This window comes from Mycobacterium sp. SMC-13 (genome assembly GCF_045311035.1).
Taxonomy (GTDB): Bacteria; Actinomycetota; Actinomycetes; order Mycobacteriales; family Mycobacteriaceae; genus Mycobacterium.
Map to the genome: position 1 here is coordinate 238,139 of NZ_JBJIAI010000001.1, position 23,413 is coordinate 261,551.

Annotated in this window: 22 protein-coding genes; 15 read left to right on the forward strand and 7 right to left on the reverse strand. The window is 67.9% G+C overall.

The window, feature by feature from the left end; all coding sequences use genetic code 11:
• The first annotated feature begins 2 nt into the window (after positions 1-2).
• Positions 3-1,457 (forward strand): PPE family protein, encoded by a 1,455-nt coding sequence (locus ACJH6I_RS01230; RefSeq protein WP_318984434.1) that lies wholly within the window; start codon positions 3-5, stop codon positions 1,455-1,457.
• Between the two features lie 3 nt (positions 1,458-1,460).
• Here the strand turns inward: ACJH6I_RS01230 and ACJH6I_RS01235 are convergent, their stop codons facing one another.
• Together ACJH6I_RS01235 and ACJH6I_RS01240 are read right to left on the reverse strand one after the other, a co-directional pair.
• Positions 1,461-2,033 (reverse strand): hypothetical protein, encoded by a 573-nt coding sequence (locus ACJH6I_RS01235; RefSeq protein ID WP_318984435.1) that lies wholly within the window; start codon positions 2,031-2,033, stop codon positions 1,461-1,463.
• A gap of 6 nt (positions 2,034-2,039) precedes the next feature.
• Positions 2,040-3,437: an NAD(P)/FAD-dependent oxidoreductase gene (locus ACJH6I_RS01240; protein WP_135356921.1), complete on the reverse strand. Its 1,398-nt coding sequence runs from the start codon at positions 3,435-3,437 to the stop codon at positions 2,040-2,042.
• A 148-nt stretch (positions 3,438-3,585) separates the two neighbouring features.
• Between ACJH6I_RS01240 and ACJH6I_RS01245 the strand changes: the two genes are divergently transcribed.
• Positions 3,586-4,413: a methyltransferase domain-containing protein gene (locus tag ACJH6I_RS01245; RefSeq protein WP_318984436.1), complete on the forward strand. Its 828-nt coding sequence runs from the start codon at positions 3,586-3,588 to the stop codon at positions 4,411-4,413.
• Here the strand turns inward: ACJH6I_RS01245 and ACJH6I_RS01250 are convergent.
• Positions 4,410-4,853 (reverse strand): hypothetical protein, encoded by a 444-nt coding sequence (locus ACJH6I_RS01250; protein WP_318984437.1) that lies wholly within the window; start codon positions 4,851-4,853, stop codon positions 4,410-4,412. The genes ACJH6I_RS01245 and ACJH6I_RS01250 overlap by 4 nt on opposite strands.
• Positions 4,854-4,898: 45 nt before the next feature.
• On the opposite strand from ACJH6I_RS01250, the gene ACJH6I_RS01255 reads away from it, so the two are divergent.
• Positions 4,899-5,675: a transporter substrate-binding domain-containing protein gene (locus ACJH6I_RS01255; RefSeq protein ID WP_318984438.1), complete on the forward strand. Its 777-nt coding sequence runs from the start codon at positions 4,899-4,901 to the stop codon at positions 5,673-5,675.
• Positions 5,676-5,680: 5 nt separating this feature from the next.
• Here the strand turns inward: ACJH6I_RS01255 and ACJH6I_RS01260 are convergent, their stop codons facing one another.
• Positions 5,681-7,450, reverse strand: a complete 1,770-nt coding sequence (locus ACJH6I_RS01260; RefSeq protein WP_318984439.1) for a bifunctional serine/threonine-protein kinase/transporter substrate-binding domain-containing protein — start codon at positions 7,448-7,450, stop codon at positions 5,681-5,683.
• A gap of 238 nt (positions 7,451-7,688) precedes the next feature.
• Between ACJH6I_RS01260 and ACJH6I_RS01265 the strand changes: the two genes are divergently transcribed.
• A complete protein-coding gene (locus tag ACJH6I_RS01265) occupies positions 7,689-8,927 on the forward strand; it encodes a DUF222 domain-containing protein (protein ID WP_318984440.1) in 1,239 nt (412 codons plus the stop codon).
• A gap of 109 nt (positions 8,928-9,036) precedes the next feature.
• Here ACJH6I_RS01265 and ACJH6I_RS01270 read toward each other — a convergent pair whose 3' ends face one another.
• A complete protein-coding gene (locus tag ACJH6I_RS01270) occupies positions 9,037-9,534 on the reverse strand; it encodes a DUF1990 domain-containing protein (RefSeq protein WP_318984441.1) in 498 nt (165 codons plus the stop codon).
• A 33-nt stretch (positions 9,535-9,567) separates the two neighbouring features.
• On the opposite strand from ACJH6I_RS01270, the gene ACJH6I_RS01275 reads away from it, so the two are divergent.
• The 10 genes from ACJH6I_RS01275 to pdxT all read left to right on the forward strand — a co-directional run bounded on the left by ACJH6I_RS01275 (position 9,568) and on the right by pdxT (position 19,131).
• Positions 9,568-10,179 carry a PaaI family thioesterase gene (locus tag ACJH6I_RS01275; protein WP_318984442.1) on the forward strand — a complete coding sequence of 204 codons (612 nt, stop codon included), beginning with the start codon at positions 9,568-9,570 and terminating at the stop codon, positions 10,177-10,179.
• Between the two features lie 78 nt (positions 10,180-10,257).
• Entirely contained in the window at positions 10,258-12,318 is a 2,061-nt protein-coding gene (gene thrS / locus ACJH6I_RS01280) for a threonine--tRNA ligase (protein WP_318984443.1), read from the forward strand.
• On the forward strand, positions 12,315-12,947 hold the full coding sequence (locus ACJH6I_RS01285) for an HIT domain-containing protein (protein WP_244602313.1): 633 nt from the start codon (positions 12,315-12,317) through the stop codon (positions 12,945-12,947). The genes thrS and ACJH6I_RS01285 overlap by 4 nt, the downstream gene beginning before the upstream one ends.
• The gene (gene pgsA, locus ACJH6I_RS01290) at positions 12,944-13,603 is read left to right on the forward strand and encodes a phosphatidylinositol phosphate synthase (protein ID WP_212811639.1); all 660 of its coding nucleotides are present in this window, start codon (positions 12,944-12,946) and stop codon (positions 13,601-13,603) included. Before ACJH6I_RS01285 ends, pgsA begins: the two co-directional genes overlap by 4 nt.
• Complete coding sequence (locus tag ACJH6I_RS01295) at positions 13,600-14,553, forward strand: phosphatidylinositol mannoside acyltransferase (protein ID WP_135356931.1); 954 nt, start codon at positions 13,600-13,602, stop codon at positions 14,551-14,553. The genes pgsA and ACJH6I_RS01295 overlap by 4 nt, the downstream gene beginning before the upstream one ends.
• The gene (locus ACJH6I_RS01300) at positions 14,553-15,683 is read left to right on the forward strand and encodes a glycosyltransferase family 4 protein (RefSeq protein ID WP_318984444.1); all 1,131 of its coding nucleotides are present in this window, start codon (positions 14,553-14,555) and stop codon (positions 15,681-15,683) included. Before ACJH6I_RS01295 ends, ACJH6I_RS01300 begins: the two co-directional genes overlap by 1 nt.
• Positions 15,683-16,717 (forward strand): NUDIX domain-containing protein, encoded by a 1,035-nt coding sequence (locus tag ACJH6I_RS01305; RefSeq protein ID WP_318984445.1) that lies wholly within the window; start codon positions 15,683-15,685, stop codon positions 16,715-16,717. The genes ACJH6I_RS01300 and ACJH6I_RS01305 overlap by 1 nt, the downstream gene beginning before the upstream one ends.
• A gap of 69 nt (positions 16,718-16,786) precedes the next feature.
• Positions 16,787-17,692: a pyridoxal 5'-phosphate synthase lyase subunit PdxS gene (gene pdxS, locus ACJH6I_RS01310; RefSeq protein ID WP_020101778.1), complete on the forward strand. Its 906-nt coding sequence runs from the start codon at positions 16,787-16,789 to the stop codon at positions 17,690-17,692.
• Positions 17,693-17,701: 9 nt separating this feature from the next.
• A complete protein-coding gene (gene tesB / locus ACJH6I_RS01315; protein ID WP_135356934.1) occupies positions 17,702-18,547 on the forward strand; it encodes an acyl-CoA thioesterase II in 846 nt (281 codons plus the stop codon).
• The gene (gene pdxT / locus ACJH6I_RS01320; protein ID WP_318984446.1) at positions 18,544-19,131 is read left to right on the forward strand and encodes a pyridoxal 5'-phosphate synthase glutaminase subunit PdxT; all 588 of its coding nucleotides are present in this window, start codon (positions 18,544-18,546) and stop codon (positions 19,129-19,131) included. Before tesB ends, pdxT begins: the two co-directional genes overlap by 4 nt.
• Positions 19,132-19,146: 15 nt before the next feature.
• Here the strand turns inward: pdxT and ACJH6I_RS01325 are convergent, their stop codons facing one another.
• Together ACJH6I_RS01325 and ACJH6I_RS01330 are read right to left on the reverse strand one after the other, a co-directional pair.
• The gene (locus ACJH6I_RS01325) at positions 19,147-19,866 is read right to left on the reverse strand and encodes a hypothetical protein (RefSeq protein ID WP_318984447.1); all 720 of its coding nucleotides are present in this window, start codon (positions 19,864-19,866) and stop codon (positions 19,147-19,149) included.
• A 222-nt stretch (positions 19,867-20,088) separates the two neighbouring features.
• A complete protein-coding gene (locus tag ACJH6I_RS01330) occupies positions 20,089-21,297 on the reverse strand; it encodes an alpha/beta hydrolase (protein ID WP_318984448.1) in 1,209 nt (402 codons plus the stop codon).
• 138 nt (positions 21,298-21,435) lie between these two features.
• On the opposite strand from ACJH6I_RS01330, the gene ACJH6I_RS01335 reads away from it, so the two are divergent.
• Complete coding sequence (locus ACJH6I_RS01335) at positions 21,436-23,373, forward strand: ArnT family glycosyltransferase (RefSeq protein WP_406775779.1); 1,938 nt, start codon at positions 21,436-21,438, stop codon at positions 23,371-23,373.
• The last annotated feature ends 40 nt before the right edge of the window (positions 23,374-23,413 follow it).

Consider the following 23,413-nt stretch of genomic DNA (forward strand, 5'->3'; position numbering starts at 1 on the left):
GCGTGATGGCAATGCCGGTGTGGATGGCGTTGCCGCCGGAGGTGCATTCGGCACTGCTCAGCAGCGGTCCGGGCCCGGGTCCATTGCTCGCGGCCGCCGCCGAATGGTCCTCGCTCGGCGCGACCTACACGGCAGTCGCCGAGGAGCTTCGGGCCGTCCTCGCGGCTACGCACGCGGGCGCGTGGCAGGGGCCGACCGTCGAGAGATATGTGGCCGCACACGTTCCGTATCTGGAGTGGCTGACCCAGAGCGGCCTGGAAAGCCACGCCCGCGCAGCCCGGCATGAGGCTGTCGCCGGCGCCTACAGCGCCGCGTTGGCCACGATGCCCACACTCGCCGAACTGGCCGCCAACCACGCGACACAGGCCGCACTGGTGGCCACAAACTTCTTTGGTATCAACACGATTCCCATCGCGGTCACCGAGGCCGACTACGTCCGCATGTGGGTACAGGCCGCGACTGCGATGGCGACGTATGAAGCCGTTTCTGAGATGACAACGACATCCGCGCCGCACGCCACGCCCGCGCCGCAGATCGTGGCGCACGACGACCACGATCATGACCACGACCACGATCATGACCACGGCCACGGCGATCTGGATCCGACGGATCTGGAGTGGTGGTTCGACGTCGGCGCCGAGATGGGCGAACACCTCGAACTGTTGTGGAACAACTTGCTGACCGATCCCGCCGCACTGCTGACCAATCTGCCGATGGTGTTGGCGGACGTGACTTTCCATGCCTCCCAACTGGCTTCGGTGCTGGGCCAGTTCGCGCCGGCGTTGATCCAGCCGGCACTTGGCCTGGCGATCGCCAACCTCGGTTGGGTGGCCGGTTTCGCGGGGCTGGCGGGCATCCAGGTGCCTCCGACGGCGATCGGTGCGGAGCCGCTGCCCGCGGCGCAGGAAACGCCCATGCCCGCCATCGCCACGGCCCCGACGCCGAGTCCGGTGTCAACGGCCGCCCCCGCGTCCGGCCCGGCAAGTGCCTCTGCGCCGGCGCCGACCGGCACGGTGTCGTCGCCCGCCACACCGGCACCCAGTGCACCGCCGCCAGTCGGCGACCCCGGCTTTCCGTATGCGGTCGGTGACGGTTCGGGAATCGGCGCGAGCGCGTGGCTTCAGCGTCAGACGCGTGTCGACGCCGCCGCGTCGGCGCGGGAGTCCGCGACGGCCCGAGAAGCCTCGGCCGCTGCGGCGGCGGCCCGGCAGGCACGCCGACGCCGAAGTCGGCGCCAACAAGAAGGTGACGCTGTCGAATACATGGACCTCGATGTCGCCCCGGAATGGGCATCCGGCGTATCGGACAGCGGCGCCGGGCCCATGGGGTTCACCGGGGCGGTATCGAGGGCGGGAACGACCCCGGCCGGATTGACCGCGGTAACCGGCGACCAGTTCGGCGACGGCGCGCGTGCGCCGATGCTGCCGAGTACCTGGAGTCCCGATCACGCCGACTGACGGTCAGGCTGGCACCCAGCCGCCCCACTCCTCACCGCGGAACACCCGGCCGTCGTCAATGTCGAAGTGCCGCAGGAAGATTTGCAGGGCCGGCTGCATCTGGAAATGCAGGTCCGTCATGGCTTGCGCGATCTCGGGCGTCATCGGATCGTGGTCGGGCGGCTTCTGCGCCGGGATCAGGCCCAGCGTCAGCGCCATTTCGATCTGGTAGAAGGTGAAGTCGCCGTACGGCCGTTTGGGGTCGGCGCCGGGGATGTCCTCGTCGTCGTAGGGATCCGACAGCTCCCAGCTCATTCGCGCGAGTAGGGCGCGGTGCCGGCCGGTGAAGTCGAAGTCCGCTTCGTCGGTCAGCCGCGCGACAAACGGCGAATATCCGTGATCCGCCGGGGGTCGCCGATATCGATACGTGCCCGTCGCGCATGCGCCGTGGGCTGCCGCAATCCGCAGCAGGTGCAGATCGTCGGGCTCAGGTTCCCAGCCCGGCGGGTAGCACGGCGCACCGGCCTCGGTGCCGTCCCAGCCGACCACAACGCGGCGAAGCCGTTCCGTATGGTCTGTGTTCCAACGGATCTCCATGCGCGTCTAGGCGGATTCGTTCTTCTCGACCTTGTCGGCTGCGGCCAATGCGTTCAGCTGGTTCTGCAGCAGCTGCATCGAGGTGCGCGCGTAGATCATCTGGCTGGTGATCGCCATCTGCGCGCGCCCGCGGCCCAGGAAGGTGACGAACCAGGTGAACAGTGTCGTCACGCGGTTCTTGTAGCCCACCAGATAGACCAGGTGCAGCACCAGCCACGACAGCCACGCGAACGGTCCGGCGAATTCCAGCTTCTTCTTGGTCAACGGCACCGGCACTTGGGCGACCGCGTCGAACCGCGACACGGTCGCCATGCTGCCCTTGTCCCAGTACTTGAAGGGCTCGCGGTTGGCCGGGTCGTCCTGGCCGGCCAGGGACCGCTTGATGATGTCGGCGGCGTAGGTGGCGCCCTGGATCGCACCCTGCGCCATGCCCGGCACGCCTGGGACGGCCATGAGATCACCGATGACGAAGACGTTCGGGTGCCCCTTGACCGTGAGGTCGGGTTCGACCACGACGCGCCCGGCCCGGTCGGTCTCGGTGCCGTCGGACTGCTCGGCGATGAGCTTGCCCAGCGGGCTCGCCTGCACACCGGCCGACCAGACCTTGCAGGCGCAGTCGATGCGGCGCTCGGTGCCGTCCTTGTCCTTGACGGTGATGCCCTTGTAGTCGACGTCGCTGACCATCGCGTTGAGCTGGATCTCGACGCCGAGTTTCTCCAGGCGCTTCTGCGCCTTGGCGCCGAGCTTGGGACCCATCGGCGGCAGCACCGCGGGCGCGGCGTCCAGCAGGATCACGCGGCAGTCCTGTGGCTTGATGCTGCGGAACGCGCCGGCCAGGGTGCGCTCCGCCAACTCGGCGATCTGCCCGGCCAGTTCGACGCCGGTCGGTCCGGCGCCCACGACGACGAACGTCAGCCGGCGGTCGCGTTCCGCCGGGTCGGTGACCACCTCGGCGGCCTCGAACGCACCCAGGATGCGGCCGCGCAGTTCGAGGGCGTCGTCGATGGTCTTCATACCGGGCGCGAACGTCGCGAAGTGGTCGTTGCCGAAGTAGGACTGCTGGGCGCCGGCCGCGACGATCAGGCTGTCGTACGGCGTGACCGTCACTTGCGACATGAGCTTGGAGGTGACGGTCTGTGCCTTCAGGTCGATGTGCTCGACCTCGCCGAGGCGGACCGTGACGTTCTTCTGCTTGCGCAGGACCAGTCGCGTCGTGGGCGCGATCTCGCCTTCGGAGAGGATGCCGGTGGCGACCTGGTACAGCAATGGTTGGAAGAGGTGGGTCGTCGTGCGTGAGATCAAGGTGATGTCGACGTCGGCACGTTTGAGGGCCTTGGCGGCCTGCAGGCCACCGAATCCCGATCCGATGACGACGACGCGATGACGCTGGGACGCGATGGTCATGTGGCTCCTTCGGGCACAACGTAGGACCGAACGACAGGGCCAACATACTGGGAGTTGACGAACTATGGGCGGCAACGGGTTGACCTGCGGTGGAACGCCATTGGCCGGAGCACGTTTGCGGGCGGGCTGAGCGGGAATCGCAATAGCGATGAACCATTGGCATTACGGCAATTACGCCCCACCGCACCCGATCCCGCCGGCGCTGCCGAGAGCGGACCGGGGCGACTACACGGTGGCCGGACATTGGCTCCTTGCCAGACTCGGGAAACGGGTATTGCGGCCCGGCGGCATGCATTTGACGCGCGCGTTGCTGGACGATGTGGACGTCAGCAATGCCGATGTCGTCGAATTCGCGCCCGGTATGGGGCGTACCGCGGCCGAGATTCTGGCCCGCGCCCCGCGTTCGTACCTGGGCGTCGAACAGGACCGTGATGCCGCCGACACCGCCGCTCTGGTGGCGGGACAAGACAACGTGCGCGTCGGCGATGCCGCACATACGGGCCTGCCCGACGGCAGCGCGGATGTGGTGATCGGCGAGTGGCTGCTCACCCTGCACGACGGGGACGCCAAGGAGGCGATCGTTGCAGAAGCCGCGCGGTTGCTGCGCCCGGGTGGTCGCTATGCGGTGCACGAATTGGCGATGGCGCCCGACACCCAGGCCGAGGCTGCCGACATCGCGGGTCAGTTGGCCGGCGCCGCGCTGACCAAAATCCGGCCGCTGACGGTGGCAGGGTGGGAGCAACTGCTGGCGGATGCGGGGCTGACGGTCGAGCGGGTGCGGATCGCGCGAGCGTCACCGCTGGCGCTGCGACGCCAGATCGCCGACGAAGGTGTCTGGGGCGCAATCCGTTTCGTTGCGAAGCTCGCGGGGCATCCGGAAGCCCGTCGCCGGGTCAGGCAGTTGCGGGCGTCCTATTCACGACATCGCGCGCATCTGGCGGCCGTTGGGCTGGTTGCCTACAAACCGGCCGGCTAGCGGGCGGTCGGCAGCTCGATGCCCATCTGCTGCAAGGCTTTTCGCATGGAGCTGTCGCCGCGGTCCAGGTAGCCGCTCAGCTGATCGAGCGACGCGTCCGCCGTGCCCGGCGTCATCATCGTGCAGACGCGGGCGAACGACCGGAAGTTGTCGATGCTGTCCTGCAACGACGAGTTGACGTCCGCGTCGGGAGTCGGCAGATTCTTGCCGAGATCGTCCAACGTGCCTTGCAGTTTCGTGCAATCCCGCGACATGGCGACGAAGTCGTGCGCGGTCATGGCTTCCCCGACCGTGCCGAGCGTGCCTCCCAGGCTGGAAACCGAATCGGTGATGGGGCGTTGCCACTTGAGGTCATCTGGCGCGCCCGCCTGTCCCGGCACGGTCTGCGTGCAGGCACTGAGCAGTACGCCTGCCACTGCGAGTGCCGCGATTCGACGCATATAGCCAGCGTAGGCGAGTTGGTGGTCGCATGAGAGTCTGGCTGCATGAGACGCACAGTGTTCGCGGCGGCGTCGGTGCTGGTCGTGGCGGCGGTGGCAGCATGCAGCTCGCCGCAGGAGAAATCCACGCCGCAGGCGCTGACGGTGTGCAGCACCGGCGATTATCGCCCGTTCACCTACCGTGACGCCGCCGGCGAGTGGAGCGGCATGGACATCGATCTGGTCCGGGATTTCGCCCGAGAATCCGGTGTGGAGCTGCATCTGGTGCCCACCACCTGGCCCACGCTCATGGCCGACCTGGGGCAGAAATGTGAACTGGCGGTCGGCGGCATCAGCGTCACCGCGGACCGGGCCGCCAAGGCGCTGTTCTCCGACCCGTATCTGCGCGACGGTAAAGCTGCGATAGTGCGGTGCGCCGATGCCGCGAAGTACCGCTCGCTATCCGACATCGACCGTGGGGGAGTGCGAGTGGTCGCCAATCCCGGCGGTACCAATGAACAATTCGACCGCGCCAATCTGCACCACGCCACCATCATCGAATATCCGGACAACAACACCATTTTCGATCAGGTCATAGAGGGCAAGGCCGACGTCATGATCACCGACGGCAGCGAAATCCGTTGGCAGGTCACGCAACATCCGCAATTGTGCGGAGTGTCGACCGACCAGCCGTTCACCGTCGCGCAGAAGGCCTACCTGATGCCCAAGGATGCCGTGGCGCTGCAACAGCGAATCAACGAGTGGCTCAGCACTATTCAAGGTGATGGCAGCTACGCGGCGGTCAGCCGCAGGTGGCTGGGTGCGGACATCGGGCCGAAGTAGCCGGCCTAGCGCAGTGCGCCGTTGATGACCGGCTTGTCGATGATGCCCATCTCCACACCCCATTTGGTGGCGATCTCCCGGTATTCACCGGTCTGCATCAGATGTTTGAGCGCCGCCTGCAACGCGGCAGCGAGCGCCGAGCCCTTGGCCACCGGCCACCCGTAGGGCTGCGCATCGACGATGCCGCCGGCCGCTTCCAGCTTGCCGCCGCTCAGTTTGATGGCGTAGCCGGTGACGGGCGAGTCGGCTGCCATGGCGTCGACGGTGCCGGCGAGCAGTGCGGCGGTGACGCCGTCCTGGCCGGCGATGGGGACGATCTCGATGGGTGTCACGCCGGCCGCCACGCATGCCGCGCTGCGGGCCGGCAGGTGGTCGGTCTCCTCGACCGAGCCGAGGTGCACGCCCACCCGTAATCCGCACGCCGCGTTGGGATCCACACTCGATCCGGCCCGCCTGGCCCACAGCACGCCGGCCTTGAAGTAGGTGACGAAGTCGGCTGACTTCTCCCGCTGTTTGGTGTCGGTGGTCGAGGACGCCCCGACCGAGATGAGGCCGTCATGCACCGAAGCGACGATCTTGGAGATTCCGATTTCCCGGAACTCCGGCTCAAGTCCGAGGACCCGGCTCACCGCCGTCATCAGGTCGACGTCGAAACCCGTGAACTTGCCGTCGGGCGCCTTGAATTCATTTGGCGCATAAGGAATGTTGACGCCGACGACCAGTCGTCCCGAATCCTTGAGATCGGCAGGTAGCTTGGCGGCGATCGACGGCACCGAACCCGACGGCCCGACCTGGTGTTGCCGGGACCAGTAGAGCCATGCCGTTCCCGCACCGGCGGCCAGCACGATCACCGCGCCGACGGCGACGACGATCTGCCGGGTGCGGCGCTTCGGTTCGTCGGTCGGCACCGCATGGCGTCCCGAGCCCGTGCGCGTGCCGGTGCGGCCCGAGACGCGGACCTGCGCGCTCAGTGCGGCGCGGGCGTCCGCGGCGAGTTCACCCGCGTGCTGGTAGCGCTTGCCGGGTTTCTTGGCCATGCCTTTGGCGATGACGTCGTCGAATGCCGCGAGCCGCCGGTCGACGTCAGAGGGCTTCGGCGCGGGCGCGCTGACGTGCCCGGCGATCTGGTGCTCGAGACTGTCGGCCGGATACGGCCGCCGGCCGGTGAGGCATTCGTACAGCACGCAGGTCAGTGCGTAGATGTCCGAGCGGGGGTCGGCCTGGCCGCCCTCGAATCGCTCGGGCGCCATGTACGCCAAGGTGCCGAGAGTGCTTCCGGCCGTGGTCAATCCGTGCTCACCGGCGGTGCGGGCGAGGCCGAAGTCGATCAGGTAGGCGAAGTCGTGATCGGTCACCAGGATGTTGGAGGGCTTGATGTCCCGGTGGATCAACCCGGTTCCGTGGGCCGCGTCCAAGGCCGCGGCGATCTGCTCGATGATTCGGACGGAGAAGTCGGGGCTCGGGCGATGCTCGGTGTCGGCCAGGATTTCGGCGAGGGTGCGCCCTTCGATGAGCCGCATGTCCAGGTAGAGCTGGCTGTCGATCTCGCCGTAACCATGAATGGGGACGACGTGCGGCTCGTTGAGGCCCGCGGCCGCCTGGGACTCGCGCTTGAACCGCTCCTGGAACACGGGGTCCTTGGCGAGGTGCGGTGGCAGTACCTTGAGCGCGACGGTGCGCTGGGTGTTGGTGTCATAGGCGACGTAGACCTCGCCCATACCGCCGCGGCCTATCAGTTCGCGCAGCTCGTACTGCCCGAATCGTGTCGGCTCCACCCAGTACTCCTCGGCGTGTCAGTTTCGTGTGAAAGCTACAACACCTGGTCAGCAGTGGCTGGGTGAATCACAGTCAGGTCGTCTGGCAGGGTGTGCGGGCTGATCGGCCGGAGGTGTCGCGTTGGCCCCTCTTCGGTCCCGCCGACACGGCGCCATTGCAACAGTTCCTCCGCTGCCTGCCAGAAGTTTGAAGCAGTAGAAGCCTTGTGATTCGAACATGTGTTCGATACAATTGGGCATGGGAATCGCACCGGATCTCAACGCTCTTCTCGGCCACCTGCGTGGCGTGCAGGTCTCCGACGACATGTCCAGGGACGACGCGGTGGCGGCGATGACGTGCGTGATGAAGCTGCGCAATGTGGCCGATCATGTGGCGGCGATGCTGACCGGAGTGCTGGACCGCTGTGGAGCGGCCGCCGCGCAGGGGCGGACACCGAGGGAGCTGCTGATGGCGCTGGGGTGTGCGCCATCGGTGGCCGAGCGCTTTATCCGGGTATCGGGAGCCTTGCCGGCGTTGCCCACGCTCGCGGCCCATGCCGCCGACGGTGCGATCTCCGGGGAGCATGTCGATGCGATCGTCAAAGGCATCAACCACATCCGCGCCCGCGCACCCGGTGAGCTGGACGAGGAGACGCGGTACCAGCAGGTGACCGATCTGCTGGGGCAGTTCTTCTCCGGCGCCACGCCCGCCGACATCGACAAACGCGCCCGTCGGTTGGGCAACCGGGTCGCCGCCGCTGAAGGTGGGTTGCCGGCCGCGGAGGACCGGTCGGTCAACACCGTCGAGCACCGCGTCACCTCCGATGGTCGGGTGCAGGTGCGCGCGGACTTGGACGTGGAGGTGGGCGCCAAGCTGGTCGCAGCGATCGAGGAACACTCGGCACCGCGGCCCGAACCCGACGGCAGCCCCGACATGCGGTCCGCGTCCCGGCGCCGGGCGGATGCGCTGGAAGCGGTGCTGGACATCGCGGCCCGCGGAGGCGACGGCGCTTCCGCGCCGCGCACGCAGCTACTGGTGACCGTCCCGGCGGATGCCCCGGATTTGGCGGCGTTGGAATTCATCGGGTCGATCAGCACCATGACCCTGGAACGAATCTGCTGCGACACCACCGTCACCACGATCATCGTCGACGGCGAACAGGTACCGCTGGACATGGGTTGGGAGAAGCGGCTGTTCCCGCCGCACCTGCGCAAAGCGCTGTATCTGCGGGATCAGTGCTGCATCAAATGCGGCGCCCCACCCGGACGCACCCACGCCCACCACATCATCCACTGGACCCACCACGGTGAGACATCACTAGCCAACGGGTGCCTGCTGTGCCCGGCCTGCCACGCCAACGTCCACCACGACGGCTGGGATGTGGTCATGGGCCTGGACAAACACCCCTGGCTCATCCCACCGGCGACCGTCGACCCGCAACGAAAACCGATACCCGCCTACAACCGCCGCACCATGCGCCTCGACGCGGCCGCATAACACCTAAAGCATTGCGCACCTTGACAACTCAACAGTGACAACACATCGCGGGCCTGCCGCTTCAGCGGCGGAGCGGCAGGCCCGCGCACCGGCCGAGCCGCCCGATCGCTCAAACGGCGCGCAGGTAGCGCTGCGCGATCACCCGCTGGGCGACCCGTGAGACCGGAGCTCCAAGCCGGCTCCACCAGAGCGCCGGCCGCGAGAACGCTGTCGCTTCGGCGAAGACCGCGCCGGTGGCCGGGTCGTAGCGCACGCTGAACAGTTCCTCGCCGGATTCCGGGTGACCTGGCAGTGTCCCGTACGCGAATCCGCGCCGGTCGGGTTCGTCGACGACGTACACCACGCGGCACGGGACCTGCACGGGTCCGAGACGGCCCAGCATGTCGGTGCCCGCCGCGGCGGTGACGGTGGTCGCCTCCACCCGCATGCCGACACCCCGCTGCATACCCCACCGCAGGACCGCGCCGGCCGCCTCGTCGAATCGTGCTCGACCCGAACCGATCCGGGCCTCCGCGTGCACGTGGTGGTAGCCCTCCGGCAGCTCGCCGGCGGTTGCCCCGACGTCGGGGTAGGTGAATGCCAGCCCGGCCAGGTCGCTCAGTCGCATAGGGCCACCTTGCCACCGTGATAAGAGAAACAGGTGGATAAGCATGCCGGTGGAGGATTCAACCCGCCCAAACCGACCACCCAGGGCGGCCCGGACTACGGCAGGTTCGTCGAATCCGTCCGCATGGCCGGCGACCACGCGCGCGGCGCTGATGCACCGGACGACGTCATCACCCAGGCCGCGAACCTCATCGAACAGGCCAACGCTCTGCTGGCGCCGTACCGCGCCGACGAGTGGCACTCACCTTCGGGCCGTCGGCTCGATCTGCCCAACCGCGGCAACGTCCTGAACGTGCCGTCGGATCTCAAGGTCACCGATGACGGCCGGATCGCCGGTCCCGTCCGCTTCCGGCGCTTCCACCTCGGCCGCAACGGTGCCGCGCACGGCGGGTCCATCGGGCTGCTGTTCGACTCGGTGCTGGGGCATGCCGCCTACCGCCTGACCGACAGCCCGTTCCAGCGCACCGCCTACCTGCACATCAACTATCGGCAGATCGTCCCGGTCGAAAAAGACCTGCGCGCCACCGCGACGCTGGAGCGCGTCGAGGGCCGCAAGATCTTCATCACCGGCGCGCTGCTGGACGGCGACACGGTGCTCGCCGATGCCGAGGCCCTCTTCGTCAGGCTCAAGCCGGGTCAGCCTTGAGGCGGCGCTGGCCCGCGAAGCGATGACCGGTGCCGATAGCATGGTCGCGATCGTCACCTAACCAGTAGGAGTGTCTCGATGACCGCCGTCGCCAGCCCCGCACCAGCAGCCCCGATCCGGGTCGCTGCCGGGACTACCGCCGGCGCCGCGGTCCGTGAGGCCGGGCTGCCGCAGCGCGGCGAGGTCGACGCCATCGTCGTGGTCAAGGACGCCGACGGCCGCCTGCGCGACCTGTCCTGGACCCCGGACGTCGACGTGGAGGTCATCCCGGTCGCCGCGAACACCGAGGACGGCCGCAGCGTCATCCGCCACTCGTGCGCCCACGTGCTGGCCCAGGCCGTGCAGGACCTGTTCCCGGAGGCCAAGCTCGGTATCGGCCCGCCGATCACCGACGGCTTCTACTACGACTTCGACGTCGCCGAGCCGTTCACGCCGGAGGATCTGGCCAAGCTCGAGAAGCGCATGCAGAAGATCATCAAAGATGGTCAGCTGTTCGACCGTCGCGTGTACGAGTCCAAGGAGCAGGCCCGCGGAGAGCTGGCCAAGGAGCCGTACAAGCTCGAACTGGTCGACGACAAGTCCGGTGATGCCGACATCATGGAGGTCGGCGGCGACGAGCTGACGGCCTACGACAACCTCAATCCCCGCACCCGCGAACGGGTTTGGGGCGACTTGTGCCGTGGCCCGCACATCCCGACCACCAAGCACATCCCGGCGTTCAAGCTCACCCGCAGCAGCGCCGCGTACTGGCGCGGCGACCAGAAGAACGCCAGCCTGCAGCGCGTCTACGGCACCGCCTGGGAGTCGCAGGAGGCCCTCGACAAGCACCTCGAGCTGATCGAGGAGGCGCTGCGCCGCGACCACCGCAAGCTGGGCGTGGAGCTGGACCTGTTCAGCTTCCCCGACGAGCTGGGCTCGGGCCTGCCGGTGTTCCATCCGAAGGGCGGCATCGTGCGCCGCGAGCTGGAGGACTACTCGCGCCGCAAGCACCAGGAAGCCGGCTACGAGTTCGTCAACACCCCGCACATCACCAAAGAGCAGCTGTACATCACCTCGGGTCACCTGGAGTGGTACGCCGACGGCATGTACCCGCCGATGCACATCGACGCGGAGTTCAACGAGGACGGCACGCTGCGCAAGCCGGGGCAGAACTACTACCTCAAGCCCATGAACTGCCCCATGCACCACCTGATCTTCCGGTCGCGGGGGCGGTCGTACCGCGAGCTGCCACTGCGGCTGTTCGAGTTCGGCAGCGTGTACCGGTACGAGAAGTCGGGCGTCGTCCACGGCCTGACCCGCGTGCGCGGCATGACGCAGGACGACGCGCACATCTACGTCACCCGTGACCAGATGCGCGACGAGCTGACCACGCTGCTGCAGTTCGTGCTGGATCTGCTGAGCGACTACGGCCTGGACGACTACTACCTGGAGCTGTCCACCAAGGACCCGGACAAGTACGTCGGCTCCGACGAGCTGTGGGACGAGGCCACCGAGACCCTGCGCGAGGTCGCCGAGGCCTCCGGTCTGGACCTGGTGCCCGACCCGGGCGGCGCGGCGTTCTACGGCCCCAAGATCTCGGTGCAGGTCAAGGACGCGCTGGGCCGCAGCTGGCAGATGTCGACCATCCAGCTGGACTTCAACATGCCCGACCGGTTCGAGCTGGAGTACACGGCGGCCGACGGCAGCCGTCAGCGTCCGGTGCTGATCCACCGCGCGCTGTTCGGGTCCATCGAGCGGTTCTTCGGCGTGCTCACCGAGCACTACGCCGGCGCGTTCCCGGCCTGGCTGGCACCGGTGCAGGTCGTCGGCATCCCGGTCGCCGACGCGCACCTGGACTACCTGTACGACGTTGCGGCGCAACTGAAGTCGCGCGGCATTCGCGTCGAGGTCGACGGCAGCGACGACCGGATGGCGAAGAAGATCGTGAACCACACCAATCAGAAGGTGCCGTTCATGTTGCTCGCGGGCGACAAGGACATCGAATCGGGTGCCGTCTCCTTCCGGTTCGGTGACCGCACCCAGGTCAACGGCGTCCCGGTCGCCGAGGCCGTCGATCTCATCGCCGGGTGGATCACGCGTCGCGAAAACGCTTTCCCGACGGCAGATTTGGTGAACGAGGCGCGGGGCTCACAGGCGTGACCGAGGATCGGAGCATCGTGGACCCCGGCGTCGGAGACGCCATTGTGGACCGGGGTGTCGGTGACGTCGACTACCTGCAGCGGCTGTGGACGCCGCACCGGATGAGCTACATCGTCGACGCTCCGATGAAGGGCGGCGAGGGTACGTCCGCGGGCTCGAAGCAGCCCTTCATCGACATTCCCACGATGTCCGACGAGGAAGGCCTGATCGTCGCCCGCGGCGAACAGGTGTACGCGGTGCTCAACCTGTACCCGTACAACCCGGGGCACCTCATGGTCGTGCCCTACCGCAAGGTGTCGGAGCTCGAGGACCTGACCGAGGCCGAGAGCAGCGAGCTGATGGCGTTCACCCAGAAGGCAATTCGCGTGATGAAGGCCATCTCGAACCCGCACGCCTTCAACGTCGGGCTCAACCTGGGCACCTCGGCCGGCGGCTCGCTGGCCGACCACCTGCACATGCACGTGGTGCCGCGCTGGGGCGGCGACGCCAATTTCATCACCGTCATAGGCGGTACCAAGGTGATCCCGCAGCTGCTGCGCGACACCCGCAAGCTGCTGGCCGACGAGTGGGCGGCGCAGGACGGGGCCGGGGCGAGCGGAGCGACGGGAAGGACTGAGGACGCCCCGTGAGCGACTTCTACCTCCTGACCCGCGCGGCCTACACCAAGTTGAGCCGCCCGCTGGCCCGGGGAGCGCTGCGCATCGGCCTGACGCCGGACAGCGTCACCGTCCTGGGCACCACCGCGTCGGTCGTCGGCGCGCTGACGCTGTTCCCGACGGGGCACCTCTGGTACGGCGCCCTGGTGGTCTGGTTCTTCGTGCTCGCCGACATGCTCGACGGCGCCATGGCCCGCGAACGCGGCTACGGCACGCGACTCGGTGCGGTGCTCGACGCGACCTGCGACCGCATCGGTGACGGCGCCGTGTTCTGCGGCCTGCTGTGGTGGATCGCGTTCGAGATGCACGACAAGCCGCTGGCCGTCGCCACGTTGATCTGCCTGGTCACCTCGCAGGTCATCTCGTACATCAAGGCCCGCGCCGAAGCCAGCGGACTGAACGCCGACGGCGGCTTCATCGAACGCCCCGAGCGGCTGATCATCGTGCTGGTGGGCGCCGGTTTCTCGGATCTGCCGATCCATCCGCTGCCGCTGGCGCTGCCCATCGCGATGTGGCTGCTGGCGGTGGCCAGCATCATCACGCTGGGCCAGCGGGTCGCCTCGGTGCGCCGTTCGCCGGGCGCCGACCAGCCGCTGCCGTCGAGTGCACCGTCGAAGGAGCAGCAATGAGCGTCCCCACCGGCGGTGTGCCGTCCTTCGGGGGTTTCGACGTCCCGATGGGCGAGCAGCTCAAGGACCTCGGCTATGCCGCGGGCTGGGGGCTGATCCGGACCATGCCGGAGTTCGCCGCCCGCAACATGTTCGACGCCGGTGCGCTGTATGCGGCCCGCGGCGGTGGTCCCGAGCAGTTGCGCAAGAATCTGGCCCGGGTGCTGGGTGTGCGGCCGGCCAAGGTGCCGGGCCGCGTCATCCGCGCCTCGCTGGCGTCGTACGGCCGTTACTGGCGGGAGGCCTTCCGGCTGCCGTCGATGAACCAGCGCACGCTCGGGGAGAGGCTCCGGCACTGCCTGGTGGGTACCGACCACATCGCCCGCGGGCTCGAGAACGGTAACGGCGTCATCCTGGCGCTGCCGCACAGCGGCAACTGGGACATGGCCGGTGTCTCGGTGGTGCACCAGTACGGCAAGTTCACGACGGTGGCCGAGCGCCTCAAACCCGAGTCGCTGTACAACCGGTTCGTCGAGTACCGCGAGTCGCTGGGATTCGAGATTCTGCCGCTGACGGGGGGAGTGCGGCCGCCGTTCGACGTGCTGACCGAGCGGTTGGAGGCCAACCGCATCGTCTGCTTGATGGCCGACCGGGACCTGTCCCGAAATGGCGTGCAGGTCAACCTCTTCGGCGAGCCGACCCGCATGCCTGCCGGCGCTGCCAAGCTCGCGCTGAAGACCGGTGCGACGCTGCTGACCGTGCACTGCTGGAACAAGCCCAACGACTGGCAGTTCGACATCTCCGGGCCGGTCGACACCTCGAGCGGCGACGTCGCGACCATCACGCAGGCTCTGGCCACCCGCTTCGAGGCGGGCATCGCCGCGCACCCCACGGACTGGCACATGCTGCAACCGCAGTGGCTGGCCGACCTGTCCGAGGAACGTCGGGCCCGGTTGGCCGGGAACGACTGATGCGCATCGGCATGGTGTGCCCGTACTCGTTCGACGTACCGGGCGGCGTTCAGGCACACGTGCTGCAACTGGCCGAGGTGATGCGCGGCTACGGCCACACGGTCAGCGTGCTGGCACCCTCGTCGGCCGAGACGCACGCCGACCTGCCCGACTACGTCGTCTCCGGCGGCAAGGCCGTGCCCATCCCGTACAACGGCTCCGTGGCGCGGTTGCGATTCGGTCCGGCCACTCGGCGGATGGTCAAGCGCTGGATCGTCGAGGGCGACTTCGACGTGCTGCACCTGCACGAGCCCAATGCCCCGAGCCTGTCGCTGCTGGCGCTCATGGTGGCCAACGGCCCGATCGTCGCGACGTTCCATACGTCGACCACGAAGTCGTTGACACTCAACGTCTTTCAGGGAATTCTGCGGCCCTGGAACGAGAAGATCATGGGCCGCATCGCGGTGTCCGATCTGGCACGGCGCTGGCAGATGGAAGCCCTGGGCTCGGATGCCGTCGAGATTCCCAACGGCGTCGACGTGTCGGCGTTCGACAACGCGCCGCTGCTGCCCGGCTATCCGCGGCCCGGCCGCACCGTGCTGTTCCTCGGCCGGTTCGACGAGCCGCGCAAAGGCATGCAGGTGCTCGTCGGCGCGCTGCCCAAGCTCGTGGCGGCCTGCCCGGACGTCGAGGTGCTGGTCGTCGGCCGCGGCGACGAGGAGGCACTCAAGGAGACCGTCGGCGAGCATGCGGGGCACCTGCGCTTCCTCGGTCTGGTCGATGACGCCGAGAAGGCGTCGGCGATGCGCAGCGCCGACGTCTACTGCGCCCCGAACACCGGCGGCGAGAGCTTCGGCATCGTGCTGGTCGAGGCCATGGCCGCGGGTACACCCGTGGTGGCCAGCGACCTGGACGCCTTCCGGCGTGTGCTGGACCAGGGTGCGGCGGGCCGGCTGGTGCCGGTCGACGACGCCGAAGCCCTCGGCGAAGCGCTGGTCGAGCTGCTGTCGAACGACGCCGCCCGCCGCCGGTACGCCGAGGCGGCCGCCCAGGCGGTGCGGCGATACGACTGGTCGGTGGTCGCGCAGCAGATCATGCTGGTCTACGAGACGGTGGCCGGATCGGGGATCAAGGTCCGGGTGGAGGCCTGATGAGCTGGCTGCTGATCGTCGCGCTGGTCTTGCTGGTGCTCACGGTCCTCTTCACCGTCGTGTGGGCCTATCAGACCGCGCATCGGCTCGACCGGCTGCACGTCCGCTACGACCTGTCGTGGCAGGCCCTGGACGGGGCGCTGGCCCGGCGCGCGGTGGTGGCCCGGGCCGTCGCCGCCGACGCGTACGGTTCCCGGCCGGCGGGCCGCCGTCTGGCGGCGCTGGCGGACGAAGCCGAGCGGGCACCGCGCGCGGCCCGCGAGGCCGCCGAGAACGAACTGTCGGGAGCCCTGGCACAGGTCGATCCGGCGTCCATCCCGGTGACCCTGGTCGCCGAGCTCGCCGACGCCGAGGCCCGGGTACTGCTGGCCCGTCGCTTCCACAACGACGCCGTGCGCGACACCCTCGCCCTGCGCGAGCGCACCCTGGTGCGCTGGCTGCACCTGGGTGGAACCGCGGCCATGCCAACGTATTTCGAGATCGTCGAGCGGGCGTCGCGGCACGAGCCCGGCGCGGTGGGACGACGAACGTCGGCCCGTGTGGTGCTGCTGGATGAGGACGGGCAGGTGCTGCTGTTCTGCGGCAGCGACCCGGCCGCCGACCCGCTGATGGCGCCGCGGTGGTGGTTCACCGTCGGGGGAGCGGTCGAACCGGACGAATCGCTGCCCGACGCGGCAGCCCGTGAGGTGGCCGAGGAGACCGGGCTGAAGGTCGACCCGGCCGATCTGATCGGCCCGGTGTGGCGGCGTGAGGCGGTGTTCGAGTTCAACGGGTCTGTGATCCGCAGCGAGGAATTCTTCTTCGTGTACCGCACCTCACGATTCGAGCCGGTGACCACCGGCCACACCACGGTCGAACGGCAGTCGATCCACGCCCACCGCTGGTGCGACGCGGCGGTCATCGCCCGGCTGGCCGCCGATGGTGAGACTGTCTACCCATTGCAGCTCGGCGAATACCTTTCCCTCGCAGGCGAATTGGCGGACGGGAAGGCTCCGGCGACGATGGCCGGCCCGGCGCCGCAGACCATCCGCTGACCTGCACGGATAACCGATTTGGTACGGCCACTAGACTTGGCGGGTACCAAATTCTTGAGGGAGATTGCAGTGGATACCGCAGCGGACAACAGCGGTCAGACGGGCACCGCCCGGGTCAAGCGCGGCATGGCCGAGATGCTGAAGGGCGGCGTCATCATGGACGTCGTAACACCCGAGCAGGCGCGCATCGCCGAAGGCTCAGGCGCCGTAGCCGTCATGGCGCTCGAGCGCGTACCCGCCGATATCCGCGCGCAGGGTGGCGTCTCGCGGATGAGCGACCCGGACATGATCGAGGGCATCATCGACGCCGTCACCATCCCGGTGATGGCCAAGGCCCGCATCGGCCACTTCGTCGAGGCGCAGATTCTGCAGAGCCTCGGCGTGGACTACATCGACGAGTCCGAGGTGCTGACCCCGGCCGACTACACCCACCACATCGACAAGTGGAAGTTCACCGTGCCGTTCGTGTGCGGCGCCACCAACCTGGGTGAGGCCCTGCGTCGCATCAACGAGGGCGCGGCCATGATCCGCTCGAAGGGTGAGGCCGGCACCGGTGACGTCTCCAACGCCACCACGCACATGCGCAAGATCGGCGGCGAGATCCGTCGGCTGACGTCGCTGTCGGAGGACGAACTGTACGTTGCCGCAAAGGAATTGCAGGCGCCGTACGAGCTGGTGGTCGAGGTCGCGCGGGCCGGCAAGCTGCCCGTGACGCTGTTCACCGCCGGTGGCATCGCCACCCCGGCCGACGCCGCGATGATGATGCAGCTGGGCGCCGAAGGCGTGTTCGTCGGTTCGGGCATCTTCAAGTCGGGTGACCCGGCCGCTCGTGCCGCGGCCATCGTCAAGGCCACGACGTTCTACGACGACCCGGACACGCTGGCCAAGGTGTCGCGCGGTCTGGGTGAGGCCATGGTCGGCATCAACGTGGAGGACGTGCCGGAGCCTCATCGGCTCGCAGAGCGCGGCTGGTAAAACCAACAGGTGGCAATCGAGCAGATACTCGACCTCGAACAACTCGAGGTCAACATCTACCGCGGCAGTGTCTTCAGCCCGGAATCGGGTTTCCTGCAGCGCACTTTCGGTGGCCACGTAGCCGGTCAGTCGTTGGTGTCGGCGGTGCGCACCGTGGAGCCGAAGTACCAGGTGCACTCGCTGCACGGGTACTTCCTGCGTCCCGGTGACGCCCGCGCACCGACGGTGTACATGGTGGAGCGCATTCGCGACGGTGGGTCGTTCTGCACCCGCCGCGTGAGTGCCATCCAGCACGGCGAGAACATCTTCTCGATGTCGGCGTCGTTCCAGACCGACCAGTCCGGCATCGAGCACCAGGACGCCATGCCGGTGCCGCCGCCGCCCGACCTGTCGAAGGGCTTCCGGTCCGCCGGGGCGTTCGACGACGCCGGGTTCGCCCAGTTCGCCGAGTGGGACGTGCGCATCGTGCCGCGCGACCAGGTGGTCCGGGTGCCCGGCAAGGCGTCGCAGCAGCAGGTCTGGTTCCGGCACCGTGACCCGCTGCCCGACGACCACGTCCTGCACATCTGCGCCCTGGCCTACATGAGCGACCTGACCCTGCTGGGTTCGGCGCAGGTGAATCACCTTGAGGTACGCAAACATATGAACATCGCCTCGCTGGACCATGCCATGTGGTTCATGCGGCCGTTCCGGGCCGACGAATGGCTGCTGTACGACCAGTCGTCGCCGTCGGCGTGCGGCGGCCGCGCGCTGACGCAGGGCAAGATTTTCAACCAGTACGGCGAGATGGTGGCCGCCGTGATGCAGGAGGGGCTGACCCGCTACAACCGCGGCTTCGTCCCACCGGCCGAGTGAGCCCGCACGTCGGTGTCCTGGCCTTGCAGGGGGACACCCGAGAGCATCTGGCTGCCCTGCGCGAAGCGGGCGCCGAGGTGTCCACGGTCCGGCGCCTCACGGAGCTGAATGCCGTTGACGCCCTGGTGATCCCGGGCGGCGAGTCCACCGCGATGAGCCACCTGCTGCGCGAGTTGGAACTCCTCGAACCGCTGCGCGACCGCCTGGCCGCGGGCATGCCGTGCTACGGATCGTGCGCCGGCATGATCCTGCTCGCCACCGAGATCAACGACGCCGGTGTGCCGGGCCGTGAGGCCCTGCCGCTACGCGGGATCGATATGACGGTGCGGCGCAACGCGTTCGGCCGGCAGGTCGACTCGTTCGAAGACGACCTCGACTTCGTCGGCCTCGACGATCCCGTGCACGCGGTGTTCATCCGGGCGCCCTGGGTCGAGCGCGTCGGGCCCGACGTCGAGGTGCTGGCCCGCGCGGCCGGACACCCCGTCGCCGTCCGTCAGGGCCGCATGCTCGCGACGTCGTTCCACCCCGAGGTCACCGGCGACCGGCGCATCCACAAGCTCTTCGTCGAGTCCCTCGGCCGGTAGCGCGGTCGCGCGCGACTACGACGTCTTGCGCCACCGTCCGAGGTACCCGTATCCGGAGAACGGGTCAGAACCGGCAGTCAGCCGTCCGGCATAGTTTTGGTCGTAGATCCTGCCGTTGTACCAGGTGGCAATGTGCCCTTGCGGCAGATAGGCAAACCGCGGATCCTGTTGCCACACAAGGATGTCGCCATCGCTGAAGTCTCTGCCGTTGCTCCAGGTGAACCCGCGGGACTGGAGTTCGTTGCCGCCCCTGCCGCCGCTGCGGTAGTCGATCGCGTTGCCCCACGAGCCTGCGGCGATGCCGTAGACATCGCTGAGGTACCGCTTGATCAGCGTCACGCACTGGCCGTCGCCGATCTGCTGCCCGTTGGTGTTCGCGACGAAGGCGGCAATCCCGCCGGTGGGTTGGGCAGCCGCGGGGGCCGCTTGGCGGCTGTCGCCGCAGACGCCCGTCACGTCGTTGAGTGTTCCGGTTTCGATGTCCACGTCGGCCACGAAATGGCCGTCCGAGGTCTGGTACCAGAGGTTGTCCCATCCGCCGGGGATGTTGAAACTGAAGAAGCCCTTGACGTTCTGTCCGCGCTTCGAGCAGACAAGAGTCAACTTGTCGCCGACGTTGTACCAACCTTCTTGGTGCGAACTGAGATTGGCGTCGCTCATCCGCTGGGTCCGCGCTTTCACGGTGGCGACCGGGTCGGCGTGGGCCACGGCGGTCTGCATCAGTACGGGCAACATCAGTCCCGCTGCCACTGTCAGCCTGGCAATTTCGATAAGCCGATGACGCATGTGATGGCTCGCTTACCCCTCAGTGCTCGCGCACAGTTAACTGAACGGGATAGTGATAGCACGTAATAGAGCTTTATGTGATGCAGATTGATTTGCCAGTGGGCGGGCATCCCGTGAAATTCATCCGTTCGGCCGACATTTGCCGAGCGCGATCGCAACAACGGTAGCTAACTATGCCAACCAGACGCGCAGGCGCTCGTAGATCCGCTCGTCGTTCAGCAGCGTGAAGTGGTGCGCCTCCGGTAGATGCAGGCGATTTTCGCGGTCAAACCCCATGTCGCGCTTGCGGCTTCGGCCTTGCGCGCTGCGCACCTGCACGAGTCCGTCGCCGAGTACCCAGCCGATCGGGTTGGCCGGCGTGCGGGCGATGGTCGCGGTCACGCAGTAGTACGAGACCCCCTCGAGCAGTGGCACGTCGATCGGCGGCTGCTGCGCCCGCAGGGCGTCCGGTTCGCAGTCGCGCCAGTCGCGTTCGTCGAGTGAGCCGAACCGCAAGTCTCTGATCCCGGTGCTGCGCCGGCGCAGCAGGTTGCCGAACGGGCGGGTCTCGGGCAGTGCGCTGAGCGCCGCCGACCCGTAGTGCACGACCTTCTCCAACGGTGCGCCGGTGTGCGGGGTGCCCAGCGTGACGACGGTGCGCACCCGATTCACCCATGACGCGCCGGGCACCGCGCACGCCGATCGGACGACCAACCCGCCCATCGAATGGCCGACCAGGGATATCGACGTGACCGGCACCGGCCAGGCGGCCACCAGCTGGTCCAGCAGTTCGGACAGCAGCACGCCGTTGTCGGAGATGTGCAGGCCGGTGTTGTAGCGAATCTCGACGCCGGTGATGCCGATGTCGGCCCCGAGCCGCTGGGCGTACGTCGGCCGCTTTCCCAGGGCCCAGAAGGCCTCGGTCTCGATCAGGCCGTGGAGGAACACCACGACGTCACCCGTCGCGGCCGGATAAGCGGCGCGCAGGCTGTCGGTGTCGAGGGTGACCGGCCGGCCGTCGACCCGCACCGACATCGTCGTCGCCAGCACGGAACCCTGCTCGTGGAGCTTGTCGCCGATCAAACCCTGCAGCACCGCGAGGACGCGTGCGCCACCGGCCTGATCGGACAGCTTGCCTGCGGTCTGGTCGTGCACGGCTTTGCCGGCGATGGGCGCGGCCGTGGTGGCCACATGGCTGATGGTGGAGTAGACGCCGTCGGTGATGGCGTCGTAGACGACCTTCACGGGCTTGGCGGCCGGGCCGACGCCAAGGCCCACCAGTCGGAAGACCCGCTCGGAGATGGCGCGCTGGACCTTGTGGATGCCGTCGACGGCGGTGCCCAGCTCGTTGAGTCCGAGCTCGGTGAGGGCGGCGGCTTCGCTGGCGAGAGGGTCGTCCATAGGTTGAGTGTACGACTGTTCACTGGAGGGCCTTCTGTGAATCCGCTGATTGTGAGCAGTTTCATCACGTCCGCACGTCATAGCGGCGGCTCGCCCGCTTCACAGCTGGGCCATAGCTGGGGCTGCCTTAATGGTCGGGTGACTACGACATCCGCCGCCGTCCTGGACGCCCCGATGGCCGAGCCGGAGATCACGGCACCCACCAAGACCCGCGAGCGCGCGGCGCTGGCCGTGCTGCTGATCGTGACGGCCGTCGGCTACCTGTGGAACATCACGGTCAACGGCATGGGCAACCAGTTCTATGCCGCCGCCGTGTGGGCCGGCTCCCGGAACTGGGAGGCGCTGTTGTTCGGCTCCATCGACCCGAACAACGTCATCACCGTCGACAAGCCGCCGCTGTCGCAGTGGGTGATGGCGCTGTCCGGGCAGATTTTCGGCTTCAGCAGCGCGAGCATGTTGATCCCCGAGGCGTTGATGGCCGTCGGCTCGGTGTGGCTGCTCTGCGCCGCGGTACGACGGGCCAGTGGTCCGGCGGCCGGGCTGCTCGCCGGTGCGGTGCTCGCGCTGACCCCGGTGTCCGCCATGATGTTCCGCTTCAACAACCCCGACGCGGCCATGGTGCTGCTGATGACACTGGCCGCGTACTTCACGGTCCGTGCGCTCGACAACGGTGCACATGGCGCGGCTCGCCGCGGCGGCGCCAAGTGGATGGCCCTTGCCGGTGTCGCACTGGGTTTCGCGTTCCTGGCCAAGATGCTCGAGGGTCTGATGGTCATGCCGGCGCTCGGTCTGACGTACCTCGTCGCCGCGCCCGTCGCGCTACGCGCCCGGCTGTGGCACCTGCTCGGTGCACTCGCGGCCATGCTGGTCTCCGCCGGCTGGTTCGTGGTGTTGACGATCCTGTGGCCGGCGTCGTCCCGGCCCTACATGGCCGGCTCGACCGACAACAGTTTCATGAATCTGGTGTTGGGCTACAACGGCTTTGGTCGCGTGCTCGGCAAGAACCACATGGGTAAGAGCGACCCCGACAAGCCGTCGACGGTGCACACCCTCACCGGGGAACACGCCGGACACGCCGCCGGTGAGACGATCAAGACCGCCGGGCACCATGGCTTCGGCATGGGTGATCAGACTCAGGGCCTGCCGCGGCTGTTCACCGGTGAATTCGGTTTCGAGATCGGCTGGCTGGTGCCGGCCGCGCTGCTGGCCACCGTGCTCGTACTGATCTCGCGCGGTCGCGCACCGCGCACCGATCGGGTCCGGGCCGGCGCCATCCTGTTCGGCGGCTGGCTCGTCAGTGTCGGCCTGGTGCTGAGCTTCATGAAGACCAACGTGCACCCGTACTACTGCCTCGCGCTGGCTCCGGCCATGGCGGCGATGTTCGCCGTCTTCGTCATCGAGTTCTGGCGCCGCCGGGACTCCCGGTTCCACCGGATCGGCTTGGCCGCAGTGCTTTTGGCCAGCGGGATGTGGGGCTTCGTGATTCTCGGCCGCAACGCCGACTGGCTGCCCGCACTGCGCTGGGTGATCCTGGCTGCCGCCGTCGTCGGCACGGTCGCATTCGTGTGGCCCGGGCGTCAGCGGGTGGCGGCAGCCGCGGTGGCGTTGGCGATGTTCGGCGCTGTCGGGGGTTCGGTGGCCTACTCGCTCGCGACCTTCGGCCAGCCGCACCTCGGCGGCGGGCCTTCCGTCGGCCCCGCGGACAAGGACGACAAACACGGCGGCTGGGGTCAGCGTGACGAGAACCCCCAACTGAACGCGCTGCTCAAGGCCACGAGCACCAAGTGGTCCGCGGCGATCGACCGGTCGTCGCCGGCCGCCGGTCTGGAGCTCGACACCCGCACGCCCGTCATCGCGATCGGTGGCTTCGGCGGGTCCGATCCGGCGCCGACGCTGCAGCAGTTCCAGTCCTACGTGGCGGCCCACGAGGTGGCGTACTACATCGTCTCCGACAACAAGGGGCACTGGGGCGCCGATGCGCACAGCGACATCGCCGACTGGGTGGGCGTCAACTTCGCGCCGATGAAGGTCGGGTCGGACACCGTCTACAACCTGCTGCAGCCGGTCCGGAAGTAGTGATTGACCAGGCCTGTCGGGGCCTCCGATTCGTCCACGT

Excerpts from the sequence above, each read along its gene's own strand:
- ACJH6I_RS01255 (WP_318984438.1), top strand. The coding sequence starts at position 4,899 with ATGAGACGCACAGTGTTCGCGGCGGCGTCGGTGCTGGTCGTGGCGGCG.
- ACJH6I_RS01300 (WP_318984444.1), top strand. The coding sequence starts at position 14,553 with ATGCGCATCGGCATGGTGTGCCCGTACTCGTTCGACGTACCGGGCGGC.
- ACJH6I_RS01270 (WP_318984441.1), bottom strand. The coding sequence starts at position 9,534 with ATGCGACTGAGCGACCTGGCCGGGCTGGCATTCACCTACCCCGACGTC.
- ACJH6I_RS01330 (WP_318984448.1), bottom strand. The coding sequence starts at position 21,297 with ATGGACGACCCTCTCGCCAGCGAAGCCGCCGCCCTCACCGAGCTCGGA.
- ACJH6I_RS01240 (WP_135356921.1), bottom strand. The coding sequence starts at position 3,437 with ATGACCATCGCGTCCCAGCGTCATCGCGTCGTCGTCATCGGATCGGGA.
- ACJH6I_RS01235 (WP_318984435.1), bottom strand. The coding sequence starts at position 2,033 with ATGGAGATCCGTTGGAACACAGACCATACGGAACGGCTTCGCCGCGTT.
- ACJH6I_RS01295 (WP_135356931.1), top strand. The coding sequence starts at position 13,600 with ATGAGCGTCCCCACCGGCGGTGTGCCGTCCTTCGGGGGTTTCGACGTC.
- ACJH6I_RS01250 (WP_318984437.1), bottom strand. The coding sequence starts at position 4,853 with ATGCGTCGAATCGCGGCACTCGCAGTGGCAGGCGTACTGCTCAGTGCC.
- thrS (WP_318984443.1), top strand. The coding sequence starts at position 10,258 with ATGACCGCCGTCGCCAGCCCCGCACCAGCAGCCCCGATCCGGGTCGCT.
- ACJH6I_RS01325 (WP_318984447.1), bottom strand. The coding sequence starts at position 19,866 with ATGTTGCCCGTACTGATGCAGACCGCCGTGGCCCACGCCGACCCGGTC.
- ACJH6I_RS01245 (WP_318984436.1), top strand. The coding sequence starts at position 3,586 with ATGAACCATTGGCATTACGGCAATTACGCCCCACCGCACCCGATCCCG.
- ACJH6I_RS01265 (WP_318984440.1), top strand. The coding sequence starts at position 7,689 with ATGGGAATCGCACCGGATCTCAACGCTCTTCTCGGCCACCTGCGTGGC.
- ACJH6I_RS01305 (WP_318984445.1), top strand. The coding sequence starts at position 15,683 with ATGAGCTGGCTGCTGATCGTCGCGCTGGTCTTGCTGGTGCTCACGGTC.